Source organism: Arthrobacter sp. CC3 (genome assembly GCF_039907775.1).
Taxonomy (GTDB): Bacteria; Actinomycetota; Actinomycetes; order Actinomycetales; family Micrococcaceae; genus Arthrobacter.
Genome location: NZ_JARCCY010000008.1, coordinates 67,049 through 84,349, shown reverse-complemented (window position 1 = coordinate 84,349; position 17,301 = coordinate 67,049). Strand labels below are relative to the sequence as shown.

Annotated in this window: 12 protein-coding genes; 5 read left to right on the top strand and 7 right to left on the bottom strand. The window is 67.1% G+C overall.

The window, feature by feature from the left end; translation table 11 throughout:
* Window positions 1-250 precede the first annotated feature (250 nt).
* On the top strand, window positions 251-1,447 hold the full coding sequence (locus PV761_RS06740) for a macrolide 2'-phosphotransferase (RefSeq protein WP_347895372.1): 1,197 nt from the start codon (window positions 251-253) through the stop codon (window positions 1,445-1,447).
* Here the strand turns inward: PV761_RS06740 and PV761_RS06735 are convergent.
* The 3 genes from PV761_RS06735 to PV761_RS06725 form a co-directional block, all read right to left on the bottom strand.
* Window positions 1,419-4,970, bottom strand: a complete 3,552-nt coding sequence (locus tag PV761_RS06735) for an ATP-dependent DNA helicase (protein WP_347895370.1) — start codon at window positions 4,968-4,970, stop codon at window positions 1,419-1,421. The genes PV761_RS06740 and PV761_RS06735 overlap by 29 nt on opposite strands.
* Window positions 4,967-8,314: an ATP-dependent DNA helicase gene (locus PV761_RS06730; protein ID WP_347895472.1), complete on the bottom strand. Its 3,348-nt coding sequence runs from the start codon at window positions 8,312-8,314 to the stop codon at window positions 4,967-4,969. Before PV761_RS06730 ends, PV761_RS06735 begins: the two co-directional genes overlap by 4 nt.
* 131 nt (window positions 8,315-8,445) lie before the next feature.
* Window positions 8,446-8,862 (bottom strand): MGMT family protein, encoded by a 417-nt coding sequence (locus PV761_RS06725; protein ID WP_028272599.1) that lies wholly within the window; start codon window positions 8,860-8,862, stop codon window positions 8,446-8,448.
* A gap of 152 nt (window positions 8,863-9,014) precedes the next feature.
* Between PV761_RS06725 and PV761_RS06720 the strand changes: the two genes are divergently transcribed.
* The 4 genes from PV761_RS06720 (at window position 9,015) to PV761_RS06705 (ending at window position 12,841) form a co-directional block, all read left to right on the top strand.
* Window positions 9,015-9,776, top strand: a complete 762-nt coding sequence (locus PV761_RS06720; protein WP_051629069.1) for a 3'-5' exonuclease — start codon at window positions 9,015-9,017, stop codon at window positions 9,774-9,776.
* A gap of 285 nt (window positions 9,777-10,061) precedes the next feature.
* On the top strand, window positions 10,062-11,171 hold the full coding sequence (locus tag PV761_RS06715) for an ATP-binding cassette domain-containing protein (RefSeq protein WP_347895367.1): 1,110 nt from the start codon (window positions 10,062-10,064) through the stop codon (window positions 11,169-11,171).
* Window positions 11,168-11,839 carry a methionine ABC transporter permease gene (locus PV761_RS06710; protein ID WP_028272597.1) on the top strand — a complete coding sequence of 224 codons (672 nt, stop codon included), beginning with the start codon at window positions 11,168-11,170 and terminating at the stop codon, window positions 11,837-11,839. The genes PV761_RS06715 and PV761_RS06710 overlap by 4 nt, the downstream gene beginning before the upstream one ends.
* Before the next feature lie 159 nt (window positions 11,840-11,998).
* Window positions 11,999-12,841, top strand: coding sequence for a MetQ/NlpA family ABC transporter substrate-binding protein (locus PV761_RS06705; protein ID WP_028272596.1), 843 nt, complete (start codon window positions 11,999-12,001; stop codon window positions 12,839-12,841).
* Window positions 12,842-12,945: 104 nt separating this feature from the next.
* Here the strand turns inward: PV761_RS06705 and hemL are convergent, their stop codons facing one another.
* From hemL to PV761_RS06685, 4 genes are read right to left on the bottom strand one after another with little or no spacing between them, the layout of a single operon-like run.
* On the bottom strand, window positions 12,946-14,289 hold the full coding sequence (gene hemL / locus PV761_RS06700) for a glutamate-1-semialdehyde 2,1-aminomutase (RefSeq protein WP_028272595.1): 1,344 nt from the start codon (window positions 14,287-14,289) through the stop codon (window positions 12,946-12,948).
* A 13-nt stretch (window positions 14,290-14,302) separates the two neighbouring features.
* On the bottom strand, window positions 14,303-15,382 hold the full coding sequence (locus PV761_RS06695) for an LLM class flavin-dependent oxidoreductase (RefSeq protein WP_347895364.1): 1,080 nt from the start codon (window positions 15,380-15,382) through the stop codon (window positions 14,303-14,305).
* Complete coding sequence (gene hemB, locus PV761_RS06690; protein ID WP_028272593.1) at window positions 15,379-16,362, bottom strand: porphobilinogen synthase; 984 nt, start codon at window positions 16,360-16,362, stop codon at window positions 15,379-15,381. Before hemB ends, PV761_RS06695 begins: the two co-directional genes overlap by 4 nt.
* A complete protein-coding gene (locus PV761_RS06685; protein ID WP_347895361.1) occupies window positions 16,359-17,285 on the bottom strand; it encodes a uroporphyrinogen-III synthase in 927 nt (308 codons plus the stop codon). The genes hemB and PV761_RS06685 overlap by 4 nt, the downstream gene beginning before the upstream one ends.
* Window positions 17,286-17,301: the final 16 nt, after the last annotated feature.

Below are 17,301 nucleotides of genomic sequence, written 5' to 3'. Positions count from 1 at the left end.
GAGGCGTACCGCCGGGGGCCGCACCCTGCGCTCCCCTTGTTGGTTCCGCCTTATTTTGGGATGCCGGTGACTCCGCAAGACTCATGTACCCACCGTACTGACTCCGGCTGACAATTGACATTTTGCTCCGGCCGCAGAGGGCCCCCGCTGCAGTGTTCCGGACACTGCTTTGGCAAGTGGATTAGTCACGATCTGAAGACTCGCCGTAGTACATCGCCATCTTGGGCGCCAGTCAATCTACCGTGGATGGGTGAGAAGAAAACCGATCGAACTGGCAGCTGTAGCAACTGCGGCAGTCCCCGGACTGACGCCCACCGCCGTGAGTTCCGCGCCCGACGATCCGGCGGACTTCGATTCGGCCCTTCTGCTGGACTCCGAGGGAAAGCAGTGGCGGGTGCGTTCACCCCGGCACGCCGAGGCCAGCACCCGCCTGGAAACCGAGTTCATGGTGCTCCGCGCCTTTGCTCCCGGAATCAGGGCCGAACTGCCCTTTCTGATGCCCACGGTGGCGGGCACCGTCCGTCAGGGTGCACTCAGCACCTTTGTGTACTCGCACCTGGCGGGCACCACCCGCAGCGTCGAAGAACTGACGGCCGGACCGGAAGCCCTGGCGAAGGAAATAGGCGCGGCACTGGCCGCCATTCACGACCTTCCGCGGACTTTGGTCAGTAATGCCGACCTGCCCAGCTATACACCCAATGAGTTCCGGCAGCGCAGGCTCAACGAACTCGACCAGGCGGCCACCACAGGGAAGATCCCTCCCGTGCTCCTGCGACGTTGGGAACATGCACTGGAAGACGTCTCGCTCTGGCGTTTCAATCCCTGCGTTGTCCATGGCGACCTGCATGAGGACAACATCCTGGTTGAGGGGAACCGGGTGACGGCTGTAACGGGCTGGACCGATTTGCGTATCGGCGACCCCGCGGACGACATGGCCTGGCTGGTGGCCTCCAACGAACAGGGCTTCGTGGACGCCGTGCTGAGCCACTATACGTCCGGCCGCCGGGATGCGCCGGATGCCCACCTGCTGCGCCGCGCCGCGCTTTCCGCCGAGTTCGCGCTGGCCCAGTACCTGGTCAAGGGCCTGGCCGCCGGAAACGAGTCCATGATCGGCGAAGCTGAAGAAATGCTGGCCTCGCTTGCCGAGGACATCGCCGAGCACGGCGGCCAGCCCATCAGCGTGGAGCCCTTGCCGCAGGCCGTCCCTGCCGTGCACGTGGAACCCGTTCCGCAGGCCGCCCCTGCCGGTGCCGGGGCTGTGCCTTCGGTCCATGTGACACCGATCCCGGCCGAACAGCCCGCCACCGCCGACGCCTCCGGTCCAGCCAAGAACGGCGAAGCCGGACAGGCTGCCAACGCCGGAGGGGAAACCACGCCCCATGACCCGCCGGCCGCGGACGACACGTCCACCGCCGCTATTACGATTGTGGACGCAAAGTCCCATTAGCCGATCCGGATGCTTTCGCCAGGGCGGTGGTTCCGCCCAGGGCAGCCGTCACGATATCCTCCAACTGCTCCGCCGTGCCGAGGTCGTGGGGGCGGACCACCTGGTTTTCCCCCACGTAGTAGAACGCGGCCCGGACATTGTCGAGCGGCACTCCCTTGAGCCGGGCCCAGGCAAGCCGGTAGACGGCCAGCTGGACGGCTTTAACCTTCAGCTGCCCGGCAGCGGGACGGCGGCCCGTCTTCCAGTCCACCAGGTCCCAGCGCCCGTCGGCGTCCCGGAACACGGCATCGATCCGGCCGCGCACCACAACGTCTCCGATGCGCGTTTCCACCGGAACCTCCACATGGGCCGGGGCGCGGTGTGCCCACTCCGAATTCCGGAACGTCTCCACCATGGAGTCCAGCCCGTACGCCTCGTCAATATGGTTGTCCGAGCCCGGCGCCTCCTCCAGTTCCAGCATGCCTGCTTTGCCGAAGTACTCTTCCACCCAGGCGTGGAAAGCCGTGCCCTTGCGGGCGGACATGCCTGGCTCCCTGGGAACGGGACGCCGCAGCCGTGCAAGGACCGATCCGGGATCATCGCCCAGGTCCACGAACGTTGACGCAGAGATGTGGCCGGGCAAGTGGACATCCTGCACTGCAGCCCTGCGGTAGCGGCGTTCCAGCAACAGGGCCGCCTCCTGCGCCCAGTTGGCCGCAACGCTCCGGAGCTGACGTGGCCCCTCCCCTGCTGCGGGTCCTTCAGCGTCCCACGCCGGGCCAACTGCCATGGCCTCGCGGACCCTTCCGGCGGCCGTTTCCATCGCCGCCCGCCGTCCCGGCACCAGCCTCAGCCGGGCCCCCGTGCGCGGATCAGCAGGCCCTTCCAGCGGGTCGTACGGCCACAGTGCCAGTTCCAGGTCCTGGGTCAGCGGGCTTTCCACCGGCAGTGACGATTCCTCCACCGACGCGGAATGCACGACGGCGGCATGTTCCGCCGCATCGTCCGCCGGACCTGCGGCGGGCTCCCGGGCCGCCCCGGCCGGGCCGCCGCTGCCTGTCACGACACCCGCCAGGGGCCCCAGCTCGGAAAGGAACGGCGACATCTCCGCCATACCGGCCCGGGAGCCCACCCAGGCCGCGCTGGATACCCACAGCACGTATTTCGCCCGGGTGTAAGCCACGTAGGCCAGCCTGCGCTCCTCGGCTTCACCGTGCGCCTGGACGTCCGCTTTGAAGTCTTTTTCTGCATCCAGCCAGCCTTTTTGATCCGGTTGGTCCAGGTCCCATTGCGGCAGGTCGGCACGGTCACCCCGCAGGGGCCAGGGCAGGGCGGCACTGCCGCTGCTCCAGCGCGAATCGCGGCTGCTGGGAAACGCTCCCGCGTTCAGTCCGGGAACGAACACGACGTCCCACTCCAGGCCCTTGGACGCATGCACCGTCAGCAGCTGGACGGCTTCATGGTTAACTTCCGGAGCGGCGACGTCCAGCCCGCCCTCCTCCGTGGCCGCGGCCTCCAGCCAGGCCAGGAACGCCAGGACATCCACCCGGTGGGAAGTGTGGAGGAATCCTGCCGCGGCATCATGGAATGCATCCAGGTTTCTCCGGGCCTGATGGATGCTGATGCCGGGACGGGCCGCTACTTCGATATCCAGGAGCATGGCCCGTTCCACCTCGCCCAGCAGGGTAGTGAGGTCGTCACCCATGAATCCCCGGAGCTGCCGGAGCTCGGCCGAGAGGGCGTGCAGCCGGTTGAGTGCCTCCGGGCTCAGCGTCCGGCCGTGGGCCGACGTCCAGCCTTCCCGCGGAAGCCAGTCCAAGGCTTCCACCAGGCTTGCCGAATCGGTGATGTCGCTTTCGATGACGGCGGCATCGGCATCATCACCTTCATCGGCACCCTGCCCCGGGTGTACCCTGCGGCGGGCAAGGAATGAAGACCAGTCCCGGAAGGCCATGAGGTCGGCCGGTCCTATCCGCCAGCGCGCTCCGGCCAGGAGGCGCATGAGCGAGTCCGAACGGCCGGGATCGGCGAGCACCCGCAGCGTGGCGACCAGGTCAACAATTTCCGGGGTGTCCAGGAGTCCGCCGAGGCCCACGATTTCGTAGGGTATGCCGCGCACTTCGAATTCACGCCGGATGCATTCCATCTGGGCGCGACGGCGGCAGAGAACGGCCATCGCCGGAGGTATCCGGTCTGTTCCATCGTTGTCTTCGAAATCCGTGACGCGATACCGCAGGACGTCCGCCGCGATGGCCTTGGCCTCGTCCTCGTCCGTTGCAAAGCGACCGATGACCACCTTTCCCTGAGCCGCCGCGGGACTGGGCTGCAGCGGCGGAACCTCCACGGAGTCCGCCGCGTCCCGCTCCCCCGCAGGCCCGGCTTGAATGGCCGCAGCGCTAAGTGGTGCCGAAATGACATTGGCGGCGGACAGGATGTTGCGTCCGTTGCGCCACGCGGTTGTCAGGTAGGAGGTGGGTGCCACCGCGAAAGATTCCCCGACCCGGACGGGGAATTCACGAACAAAATGGAACAGCTGGCCGGCAGACGCTCCCCGGAAGCCGTAGATGGACTGGTTCGGGTCACCTACCGCTGTCACGGCATGGCCGCCGCCGAAGAGCCTGGAGAACAGCACGAGCTGGGCGTGCGAGGTGTCCTGGAATTCGTCTAGCAGCACCACTTTGAACCGCTGGCGTTCCACTTCGGCGGCCAGCGGGATCTCGCTGGCCACCCGCGCGGCAAGCGCCACGAGGTCGCCGAAGTCCAGCGCGCCCCGGACCCGCTTCGCGTCCGCGTACCGTCCCACCATCTCGGCGACGCTGGCCCTGGTGCGCAGCATGGCGCCGAGTTCCCCGGCGGCCTGGGTGGGGTTTTTCTTGGCTCCGGCCACATAGGGCAGGGCTTCAAATTCGGCGACGCGCCCCATCAGCCATTCCTGCACCTCGGCGGGATCCCGCAGGTGTTCAGCGCACTCGCCAGCCAGCTGGATGACGGCTTTCACCAGAGTGGACTTGGCAGCACGGAAGTGCTCGTATTCGCCGTCGAAAGCCTCGACGACTTCGCTGGCCAACTGCCAGGCCTGTGCTCCGCCCAGCAGGACAACATCACGTTCGACACCGAGCCGGAGACCGTAGTCGGACACGATCCCGCTGGCGTACGAGTGATACGTGGAAACCTTGGGTTCCAGGGCATCCTCGCTCAGCAGGCCTGCCGGGAATATCCGGTGTTCGGTGTCCTCCGCGGCAATCCGCTGCAGGGCCGCCAGCTTGGCCCGGATCCGGCTTGCCAGCTCACCGGCCGCCTTGCGCGTGAACGTCACCCCCAGGACTTCTTCGGGCCTGACCCATCCGTTGGCAACGAGCCACACAACGCGGTCTGCCATGGTGGCGGTCTTGCCGGATCCGGCCCCTGCAATGACCAGTCGCGGCGTGAGTGGCGACGATATGATGGCGGACTGCTCCGCCGTGGGACTGTTGCGTTCGCCCAGCATGGCAGTCAGCTCTTCAGGGGAGAACCGCGGCGCCGGTACGTCAGGGGGCGTCGTCATTCAGTAACCTGCTTTCCGCGAAGGCAAAGGGGACAGACCTCAGGCAACCGGCAGCCGTGGCCGCCGTGGCCTGACTTGGCCGGATCGTGGCGGGCTTCAAAAACGCTGCCGGACATAAGCCGTGCGGCCTCGTTCACCATGTCCAGGGCCCAGTTGTTCTCGGAGCTGTCCAGCGGCTCCTGGACCTGGATGCCGGGGCCCTTGTTGCCCGTGCCAAGCTGGGCAAGCACGGCCCCGCCCGGCTGTACGCCGCCCGGCTGAAGGGCCACCGTGCCCGCTTCCACGAACCCTCCGGCCAGTACCGCAGCCTGGTAGGAACCCAGCTGCGGGTGGCGCGCGAGATCAGCTTTCGACGGCTGGCGCTTGCCGGTCTTGAGGTCCACGATCACCAGCCGCCCTTCGGCATCGATTTCCAGCCGGTCGACTTGTCCGCGGAGAACAGCGGACCTGGTCTCAGGGTCAGCGGCCGTTTCGGCCGGCTGCCCCGGCTGTCCCGGCTGTCCCGGCTGCGGAACGTCCACGATATCCGCCAGTTTCACTTCGAAGTCCCGCTCGACACCGACAAGGCTCCTGCCTTCACTGCGCATGACCAGGATGTACTGGGCCAGCTTCCGGACCATGCCCCCGGCGCGCTGGAAATCCAGCTTGCCCTCCCAGTTGTCCTTCATGCCCAGCGCGGGCCATCGCCGGACCAGCTCGGCAACGTATTCCGATCCCGACGCATCCGGCAGGTCCTGCGCGATGGCGTGGACCAGCGTGCCCAGGCTCCTGGCAAAGTCGGTGGCCGCTTCTCCGCCGGCAGCCTGAATGAACCAGTCGAGCGGCGACTTTTGGACCGTCTCCACCTTGGACGGCGAGACGAACACAGTTCCCCCCGCCGGGACAATCCGCTCCCCCGAAGACAGCGGGGCGAGCCCCCACCAGGAGTCGGGATCGGCGCCGGGCACGGATGGTTCGGCCACGGCCAGCCGCGCAAGGACCCTGGCGGCCTCGACGGATTCGGCGACGGACTTCCCGTCCAGTTGCGCGTGCTGCCGAAGTTCGGCCACAAGGGCACGGAGGGTCATGGGCCGCTCCACCGGGGTGAAGGTGCGCCTATCCTGCCCGGGACGCAGCGGGGCCACGTAGTCCAGGAAGGAGGAGGGCTGTTCGTCCTCCGACGACACAGCCGTGCAGATCAGCACTTCCCGTGCCCGGGAGACTGCCGTGGAGAAGCTGCGGAGTTCGTCGTACCGGATTTCGCGCAGCCTGCTGATGGGCCCCAGCTGCAGGGCGTGTTCCACCCCGTGCTCAACGGCGTCAGCGAACAGCGTGCTGCCCAGGAGCTCCCCGCGGAGCCTGGTGTTGGGCCACACCCCCTCCTGCAGGCCGGAAATAATGACGACGGGCCATTCACGTCCGGCAGCACTCGCCGGCGTCATGAGTTCCACCGCGTCCTCCAGCTGCGCCCGGGCCGCCAGGGTGTCCATGGGCAGCTCCTGGCTGAGCAGATACTCCAGGAACTGATCCGGGCCTGACCCTGGCAACTGGTCCACGTAGCGTTCGGCAGTGTGGAACAGCGCCATCATGGCGTCCAGGTCGCGGTCAGCCCTGGCCCCTGCTGCGCCGCCGGTCAATGCCGCGTCGGTCCAGCGTGCGGCAAGTCCGGTGGAGTTCCAGAGCGCCCAGAGCACTGTTTCCGCGTTTCCGCCCGGCGCTGCCGCCGCCACCCGACCGGCCTCGATCATGCGCGCGACACGGCGGGCAGAGCGGCCTTCGATACCCGTAGTGGCCAGCGCGCCCGGTTCCAGCAGCGACTCGACGAGCAGTGCATCACTGGTGCGGCCGCCGCCGCCGAGGATCTCCTCGCGGCGCAGGGACTGGCGCAGGCGGCGCAATTCGATGGAGGTCGCTCCGCCGATCCGGGACGTCAGCAGCGCCACAGCCGACTCCGGGGTCAGCGCGGCAGGATCCAGCGCCACGGCGTAGGCATCAAGCAGCGGCCGCACTGCCACTTCATCCCGGACCGCGGATTCGGCCACGGGAACCCGCACTGGAATGCCGTGGCCGGCCAGGTGGCGCTGCAGTTGGTTCAGCTGCCCGCCGTTCCGCACAATCACCGCGATGTCGCCAAGCTCCCGGCCCTGGCTAAGGTGCGCATCGAGGATGCGCTGCGCCACATAGCGCAGCTCCTGGACCGGAGAAGGGAGGACGTGTCCCTCCACATCACCACGGACAGGGGCACCATTCTGCTGGCCCTGCTGCCGCTGGCCGCCGGCGGGTTCGGCGCTTTCCAGCCTGCGGGCCGAGCGGCCACCCGCACGTTGTGAGATGCGTGCCGCCACCTCAAGCCAGGCCCGGGCGACGGCGGGAGCGTGGCGGTGCGTCACCCGGAGCGGGCGTTCCAGGACTGTGTCAGCGGCCGAAGGTTCCCGGAGGCCCTCGCCGGGTGCGCCGGCGGGAGCCAGCAGGTGCGGCAATTCTGCCGTGAGGTCGGGCCTGGCGCCGCGGAATCCCTGGACAACGGTGTCCGGGGACGACGTCACATAGACATCCTTGCCTGCCGCGATATCGGCCAGCAGCTCGAACACTGCCGGGTTGGCTTCCTGGATGTCGTCCACCAGAATCAGCTGCAGGCGTTCCCGCTCGGCGGCCAGGAATTCGGGCGAGTCCTGGAAGATCTGGCGTGCCGCCGTGATGATTCCCGCGGGGTCGAAGGCCTCCGGCATGCGCAGGTCCAGGACGTCGCGGTACTCCGCATACAGCGCCGCCGCAGCGATCCAGTCCGGACGGTTGCACTGTCCGGCCAGCTCCACCAGGTCGTCGGGCGTCCGGCCGGACTCAATGATCCGGTCAAAGAGCTGGCGTACCTCGTGGCGGAAGCCACGGGTTTCCAGTGCGGCGCCCAGGTCTTCCGGCCAGGGCAGTTCAAGGCCAGGAAGGGCGTGGCCTTCAAGCAATTCCTTGATGATGAGGTCCTGCTCGGGCCCTGAAAGCAGCCGCGGCGGTCGCGGCAGCGGAAGGATGCCTTCCGCTTTGGCACGCCGGATCAGATCGAAGGCATACGATGCCCAGGTGCGTGCCGGCGTCGTACTGAGGCTGCGGTTGAGCCGGGCCGTAAAGCGGTCCCTGAGGGAGTCGGCTGCGAGGCGGCTCGGCGCCAGCACCAGCATTCTTTCGGGATCCACGCCGTCGCGCTCGGCCCGGCGCACGGCCACTTCAATGAGGACGGTGGATTTTCCGGTGCCCGGGGCACCCGGTACCAGAACCGGACCGGACCCCTGCGGGACATCCACGGCCGCCTGCTGGTCCGGTGACAAGACCGGAACGACGTTGAGGACCTGCCTGGGTGGAAGGAGCCTCAGTCCGGCTGCCGTTCCAGCGGGCCTGCCGACCGTTATCCGGCCTGTTGATCCGTCTGCCCGCCCGGACTGGATCCCCTGTCCCGACTGAATCCGCTGTCCCGACTGAATTTCAGGGGAGTCGTTGGTAAGTGTCACACAGTCATTTCATCATTGGGGGCTGACATTTTATGGAGCCGCCGCTCCAGCCGCTCTGCAATCAGGTCAATGAGGTCGAAGTCACTGTCCAAGGGCGCCCAGCGCGCTTCCGCAAGGTCAACGCGCCACCGCCCTTCGCCGGTCCGGACGAAATCCAGGTAGCGGCCCAGGAGCGGGGTGCCTTCCCGGAGATAGTAGGTCAGGGCCTCGGCTTCAAGTCCCTGCGGTGCTTCGCCGCTCGCCCTCAGGACCCGCCACCAGGGGACGGCGCTGCCGTGGTGGCTCATCACCGCGCCCACCTGCCGCGCACCGCCGGAACCAAGGAGCTCGGCAACGTCGCCATATGCCACAGCTGATCCCGTGGGAACCAGTTGAACCACGGACAGTACCGCCTCGACATACTCCGTGCGCATGAATCCAGCGTAGCGGTTCCCCGGCATCCGCGAGGCGGCACGTGTGGGAGGCCACCCGGGAAGCGGCCACCCGCGGGGCAACCGGACCGCCGGCGGGCGGCACGCCCACGGCCTGGCGCAAAAGTGTCAGAGGCAGCGGGTAGTTTTGAACTATGAGCACCAGGAACACCAGCATCAGCATCACCACTGGCAGCGGCACCACCAGCGGCACATGGGACACACGGCCCCGGGCCGCCTTCGACCTGGAGACCACCGGCCGCAACTCGCGTGCCGCCAGGATCGTTACGGCGTCGGTCACCGTGGTGGATGCCGATGGAAGCGTCATCAAGGAGCATGAATGGCTCGCGGATCCCGGAATCGAGATCCCCGCCGAAGCCAGCGAGGTGCACGGTGTAACCACCGAACGGGCCCGCCAGGAGGGCCGCCCGGCCGCGGAAGTGACCCGTGAGCTCGCCTCGGTGCTGCAGGGATTGTTCGACGACGGTGTTCCGGTTATTGCGTTCAACGCAAGCTATGACTTCACGGTGCTGGCGGCCGAGTCGGCCCGCTACGGCATTCCGCAACTGGACCGCTTCCCGGTCCTGGATCCGTACATCATGAACAAGCAGGTGGACCGGTACCGCAAGGGCAAGAGGACACTGACCGCACTCTGCGAAGAGTACGACGTCAATCTCGACAACGCCCACACGTCGGCAGCGGACGCCCTCGCGACGCTTCGAATGCTGGACGCGATGGCCGGCAAGTTCCCGAAGCTCCGCATGGCCGCCGGTCAGCTCCACCAGCTGCAGGTGGGATGGGCGGCCAGCCAGGCCGCGGACTTCCAGACGTATCTCCGCAAGACCAAGCCCGCCGCCGTGATCGAGGGCGAATGGCCGGTCCTGCCGCCCGAAGACGCCAGCGGGGGCGACTTCTAGGCGCAGTACCAACCCGGTCACCCCGGGAAAAGGACACGGTCTGGGACGAGGATCACAGTGCCCGGCAAGGTTACCGGCCGACTCAGGTAGCCGGTGCAATTTTGCCTGTCACAGTACGGCCGCACGGGCAGCGCGGCAATCGCTTCGAATCGGAACTTAATGCGGCGGCCAGATCATTACACCGAACATACTGCGGAAGTGACTCGCCAAGGGCTCCGCTGACATAATTAAGTTCAAAAGCGTGCTTGTGCTATGCCCTGCCCGAGGCCAACCTCCTGAGGATAAATGATCACAGTTACTGACCTGCGAAAGGTCTACCGCCAGGGGAAAAAGGAAGTGGTTGCCCTCGACGGCGTCACCCTTTCCGTTCCCAAAGGTTCCATTCACGGAATCATTGGCCATTCAGGCGCCGGGAAATCAACCCTGGTGCGTTGCCTGACGCTGCTGGATCGTCCGACGTCGGGGTCCGTCAGTATTGACGGCACGGAACTCAGCTCCGTCAGGGACTCCGAAATCCGTGCGGCCCGGCGCCGCATCGGCATGGTGTTCCAGCACGCGAACCTCATGGACTCCCGCACTGCGGCCGGCAACGTGGCGCACCCCCTGGAGCTGGTCAAGACGCCGAAGGACAAGATCCGCGCCAAGGTTGCGGACCTGCTGTCCCTCGTGGGCCTGGAAGGGTTCGAGAATGCCTACCCCTCCCAGCTGTCCGGCGGGCAGCGCCAGCGGGTGGGCATCGCCCGGGCACTTGCCGCCGAGCCCGACGTCCTGTTGTGCGATGAGCCCACCTCTGCCCTGGACCCTGCGACCACGGACGAGATCCTCGACCTGATCCAGGACCTCACGAAGCGTTTGCAGCTCACGGTCCTGATCATCACTCACGAAATGAACGTCGTGAAGCGTGTCTGCGACTCGGTATCCCTCCTGTCCAAGGGCCGCATCATCGAGCACGGGGCGCTCAAGGACGTGGCCGGGGATCTCGAGAGCAAGCTGGCCAAGGCACTCCTGCCGCTCCCGGCCTCGGAGCCCCTGAAGGGTGCACTGCAGGGCGGCCCGGTCCTGGAAATCCTGTTCGCCGGCGACAACGCCAAAGAACCTGTCCTCACCGGCGTTGCACGGCACTTCGACATTGACCTCAATGTCCTAGCCGGAAGCGTCGAGACGCTGGGCGGCCAGCAGTTCGGGCACCTCCGTGTCCAGCTGGCCGAGAATGCGGATTACGACGCCGTCCTCGCCTACCTCCACCAGCGCGGAATAGGCGCCAAGCTGGCAGGGACCAAAACAACAGCCAGCGACACCGTGGATCTGGACGCCGTGGACTTGGACGAGACTGATTTGGACCGGGCTGGTTTGGACAAGACTGGGCTTGGCGACGCGGCGGGAAGGAACTCATGAACGACATCTTCAGCAACCCCGTCCTGGCGAAGGCACTGCCCGAAGCCATCGTTGAAACACTGCAGATGGTCGGAATTTCGGCCTTCTTTACTGTGCTGGTGGGCCTGCCCCTGGGCGTCTTCCTGCACGTCACGGCGCCGGGCGGATTGCGTCCGATGCCCGTCACCAACCGGATCATGAGCGACGTCATCGTCAACATCACCCGGTCCATCCCGTTCGCCATCCTGATGGTGGCGCTCATTCCGCTGGCCCGCCTGCTGACCGGCACGAGCCTTGGGCCCATCGCAGCGTCAGTCTCGCTGTCCATTGGGACCATCCCCTTCTTCGCCCGCCTGGTGGAGACGTGCCTCCGGGACGTCCACCATGGCAAGATCGATGCCGCCCAGGTCATGGGGTCCACCAAAATGCAGGTCATCAACAAGGTGATGCTGCGTGAATCGCTCCCGGCCCTCGTAGCCGCCACAACCACCACCGTGGTCACGCTGGTTGGATACTCGGCCATGGCCGGCCTGGTGGGCGGCGGCGGACTCGGGAAGCTGGCATACAACTACGGCTTCCAGCGATTCGATGTCACGGTCATGATCGTCACCATCGTCCTGATCATCGTCCTCGTTCAGGTCATCCAGCTGGTCGGCGAGCAGATCGCCCGCAGCCTCGACCACCGCTAGGCCAACGCCACCGCCAGGCCAACGCCACGAACCAGCCGTCGTCCAACGGGCACGGCAATCTTCACCGCAGCAGGTAGCCGCCCGCTGCATCTGTGCCGGAGACAGCGCCGGGCGCACGCCCGCCGTCGGCCTCCCAGCAATTCGAAAGGAACGCACCCGATGCGTAAATCACTCTCCCTCCTGGCCACCGGTATTGTCACCGCCCTGGCCCTGACGGCCTGCGGCGGTTCCTCCAGCCCCAGCGCCCAAACCACCACCCTTGACCCGGCCAAGCCCGCCACCCTGACCGTCGGTGCAAGCCCGGTCCCGCAGGCCAAGATCCTGGAATTCCTCAACGAGGACCTTGCGCCCAAGGCCGGCCTGAAGCTGGACATCAAGGAGATCGAGGACTACCAGACTCCGAACACCGCCCTGAGCGACGGTTCGCTGGACGCCAACTACTACCAGCACCTCCCCTGGTACGAAGACCAGGTCAAGACCAAGGGCTACAAGTTCGGCCACGGCGAAGGCGTCCACATCGAGCCTTACGCTGCCTTCTCCGAGAAGGTCAAGGACATCAAGGACATCAAGGAAGGCGCCAAGGTCGCCATCACGAACGACCCCTCGAACCAGGTCCGGGCGCTCAAGGTCCTCCAGGTTGCCGGGCTCGTCAAGGACATCAAGGACGATTCCTCGGTGCTGACCCTCACCGACGAGCAGAACCCCAAGAAGCTGAAGTTCTCGGAGAACCAGCCCGAACTGCTGATCAACGACCTCAAGGACCCGTCCGTGGACCTGGCCCTGATCAACGGCAACTTCATCCTGAAGGCCGGCCTGAGCACCAAGGACGCCCTCGCAGTGGAGTCCGTGGAGAACAACCCCTACGCCAACTTCCTGGCCTGGCGTGAAGACTCCAAGGATGACGTCCGGATCAAGAAGCTGGACGAGCTCCTCCACTCCCCCGAGGTCAAGGCCTTCATCGAGAAGGAATGGCCCAACGGTGACGTGACGGTGGCCTTCTAAGGCTTCCGCGCCACAGCATTAGCAAGAAATCCCCGCCTCCCGGACGTTTCCCCTCGCTTTTAGCGGGGATTCGTCCGGGAGGCGGGGATTTCTGTTGTGGGCCGTTACAGCCCGGCAGGCACCTCTGCAGCCGCCGCAGCCCGCGCTGCGGCGGGGAGCGCCTCGAAGATCCGGTTCATGGCGGCGTCGTCGTGGGCCGCGGAAAGGAACCACGCTTCGAAGACCGACGGCGGCAGGTAAATGCCGGAGTCCAGCATCGAGTGGAAGAAGGGCGCGTAGCGGAACACTTCCTGGCCCTGGGCGTCGTCATAGTTGTGCACGCCCCGCGCCGAGGTGCCGAAGGCCACCGAGAAGAGGTTTCCGGCCCGCTGGATGGAGTGGTCCACCCCGGCGGCATCCAGTGCCGAGGACAGTGCCCCGGAAAGCTCCAGCGAGCGTGCATCGATAAACGAGTAGACCTCGGGGGTGGCGTGCGTCAGGGTGGCGACACCGGCGGCCATGGCCACCGGGTTTCCGGACAGCGTTCCCGCCTGGTACACGGGCCCGAGCGGCGCCAGGTAGTCCATGATGTCCGCCCGGCCGCCGAGGGCCGCCGTGGGCATGCCGCCGCCGATGACCTTGCCGAAGGTGAGCAGGTCCGGGCTCCACGGCTCTGCTGCATCTGCCGCGCCGCCGGTGAGGCCCCAGTAGCCCGAGTACCCAGTGCGGAAGCCTGTCAGGACTTCGTCCACGATGAGCAGGGCGCCGTGTTCACGGGTGATCCGCGAAAGTCCGGCGTTGAACCCGTCGCCGGGCGTGACCACTCCCATGTTGGCCGGAGCCGCCTCCGTGATGACGGCGGCGATGTTGCTGCCGTGCGCGGCAAACGCGGCCTCGACGGCGGCGAGGTCGTTGTACGGCAGCACCAGGGTTTCGGCGGCGGTGGCGGCCGTGACCCCGGCGGATCCGGGCAGGGCCAGGGTGGCCACGCCGGATCCGGCCGCGGCGAGGAGTCCGTCGAGGTGGCCGTGGTAGCAGCCGGCAAACTTGATGATCAGGTCGCGGCCGGTGAAGCCGCGGGCCAGGCGGACGGCGGTCATGGTGGCTTCGGTGCCGGTGGAAACCATCCGGACGCGTTCGGCGGCGGGGACGCGTTCCTTCACGATCGCGGCAAGGTTGGCTTCGTCCGGGGTGGAGGCACCGAACGAGAGTCCGCGGTCCACGGCGGCGTGGACTGCTTCGAGCACGGCGGGGTGGGCGTGTCCCAGAAGCGCGGGACCCCAGGAGCACACCAGGTCCACGTACTCGGCGCCGTCGGCATCCGTCAGGTACGGGCCCTTGGCGGACACCATGAACCGTGGAGTACCGCCTACGGAACCGAAGGCACGGACGGGAGAGTTGACGCCGCCCGGCATGAGCTGGCGTGCACGGTCGAAGAGTTCCTCGTTGCGAGGAGAGCTGGAAGTCATGGTTCCTATTCTTTCAGTTTGCGGGTGCATGCCCGGACAGGAGCGTGGCCACACGGGGCGCCACCTCGGTGCCCAGCAGCTCGATGGACCGCATCATGGCCTTGTGCGGCAGGGAGCCGCTGCTGTACTTGAGGTCGAAACGGTCCACCCCCAGGTTCTGCTTGAGCAGGACGATCTTCCGCGCCACCGTTTCCGGCGATCCCACGTAGAGCGCGCCTTCGGGGGTGCACATGGCATCGAATTCCCGCCGGCTTCCCGGTCCCCAGCCGCGTTCGGCTCCGATCCTGTTCCGCAGGTCCAGCCAGTGCGGGAAGAACTCCTCGCGGGCTTCCTCGTCCGTTTCGGCTACATGCCCGGGCGAGTGCGTGGCCACCTGCTGCATCGGATGCCCGTACTTGGCCATGGCCTCGCGGTACAGGTTGGCCAGCGGGGCGAAAGAACGCGGTTCGCCGCCGATGATCGCGAAAATGATGGGGTAGCCGTATTCCGCGCAGCGCAGCACGGACTCCGGGGTTCCGCCCACGCCGATCCAGGCGGGCAGCAGGTGGTGTTCCAGCGGCGGATAGACGCTCAGCCCGTTGATGGCCGGACGGGTGCGCCCTTCCCAGTGAACGGGCTTCTGCGCACGGACCTTGTCAAAGAGTTCCAGCTTTTCTTCGAACAGCACGTCGTAGTCGGCGAGGTCCAGGCCGAACAGCGGAAACGATTCGATGAAGGACCCGCGGCCCAGCATGACTTCGGCGCGGCCGTTGGAGATGGCATCCACCGTGGAGAAACGCTGGAAGACGCGGATGGGGTCATCCGAACTCAGCACGGTCACCGCGGATCCCAGCCGGATGTGCTTGGTGCGCGCCGCGGCGGCGGCGAGGAAGACCTCGGGGGCGGAGACGGCGTAGTCCCGGCGGTGGTGCTCCCCCACGCCAAAGGCGTGGAGTCCGACGTCGTCCGCCAGCTCCGCCTGTTCCAGCAGCTGGCGCAGCACTTGCGCGTGCGGCACCGGGTGCCCGTCGGGGTAGGACCCGACGTCGCCGAACGTGTTCAGCCCGAGCAGGACCTTCCCCGGGCCGACAGGGGCCGTGGGGCTGTCGCTCATTTCGACTCCTTCAGCCAGCCGGCCAGCTCGGACGCCCAGTAGGTCAGGACCATGTTGGCGCCGGCCCGCTTGATGCCGAGGACCGATTCGGTGATGGCAGCGCGGCGGTCGATCCAGCCGTTGGCGGCGGCAGCCTCGATCATGGAGTACTCCCCCGAGATCTGGTACGCGGCCACGGGCACGGTGCTCATGGCGGCCACGTCGGCGAGGATGTCGAGGTAGCTCATGGCGGGCTTGACCATCACCAGGTCGGCGCCTTCGGCGAGGTCCAGCTCCACTTCAAGGATGGCTTCGCGGCGGTTGGCGGCATCCATCTGGTACGTGCGCCGGTCCCCCTTGAGCTGCGAATCCACAGCTTCCCGGAAGGGGCCGTAGAACGCAGAGGCGTATTTTGCGGCGTATGCCACCACAGCCGTGTTCGTGTGTCCGGCGTCCTCCAGTGCCTGCCGGATGACGCCGATCTGCCCGTCCATCATTCCCGACGGGCCCAGCATGTGCGCTCCGGCGTCGGCCTGCGCCACAGCCATCGCCGCGTAGATTTCCAGCGTTGCGTCGTTGTCCACGTACCCGTCGGCGTCGAGGACGCCGCAGTGGCCGTGGTCGGTAAATTCGTCCAGGCAGACGTCACTCATGACCACCAGGTCATCGCCCACCTCCGCGCGGACGTCCCGGATCGCCTTGTTGAGCACGCCGTCGGGGTCCAGGGATGCGGTGCCGCGCGCATCGCGTTCGGCCGGAATGCCGAAGAGCATGATGCCGCCGACGCCCAGCTCCACGGCCTCGGCGGCAGCCCTCTTCAGGGAATCGGTGGTGTGCTGCACCACGCCAGGCATGGACGCTATCGGGTTGGGTTCCGTGAGCCCCTCCCGGATGAACGCGGGAAGGATCAGCTCGGGCGCCGCCAGCCGGTGTTCGGCCGTCATCCGGCGCATGGCCGGGGTGGTGCGGAGCCGGCGGGGGCGATGGGTCGGGAAGCTCATGTTCTGTCCTTCACGTGGGTCTCAGGGGCGGGCGGTGGTGTGGAATGTCCTGGTGCCAGCGCCTGGACGACGGCGGACACCAGGCCGGACGCTGTTGGTTCCTCGGCGACGGCGGCCACCGGCAGCCCCAGCGATGCGGCCTCAGCCGCCGTCGAACGCCCGATCGCCACGAACCGGCAGTCCCCCAGCGGCGACAGTCCGGCATGGATGCGGCGGGCAGCGCTGGGCGAAGCGGCGACGACGGCGTGCAGCCGCCCGGCGGCAAGCTCGGCTTTCGCTTCGGCGGGAGTCAGCACTTCAGCTCCGGGCTGCGTCACGGCGGCGGGCTCCTCCGGCGTGAAACTGCGGGCCGGATCCGCCGGATAATCCACCGTGTGGTAGGCAGTCACGGCCTGGACGCTGGCACCGAGTGCTTCCAAGCCGTCGGCGAGCCTGCCGTCCGCAATGTCCGCCTGCGGAAGGAAGACGCTGCCCGGGCCCTGCGGCCAGATGTCGAGGAGCCCGACGCCGGACTGAAGCCGGGCGGGGGCAAGGTCCACGGCGACCCCGCGGGACTCGAGTTCGTGCCGTGTGGCAGGCCCGATGGTGGCCACCTGGACGGAGCCGGGCAGCCACTGGCTCAGCGTGCTGCCCCGTTCCCGGGCGAGTTCCTCGAGCGCCTGCACGGTGGTGACACTGCTGATCACCACCCAGCTGTAGGCACCCGCGCCCAAGGCATCGAAGGCGACTTCCAGGGAATGCAGGTCCCTGGCCCGTTCGAAATCGATCAGCGGCAGCAGCAACAGTTCGGCGCCGGTTTCCCGCAGGGCCGCGAGGAGCGCCGCTGCCCGGTCGGGGCTGCGGGTGACCAGGACCCGGGCACCCTCCAGCACCCGCGGCCCCGGGTCGCCCTCAGCGCGGCGGGCGCTGCGCCGTCCCATCATGGCCGTCCCATCATGT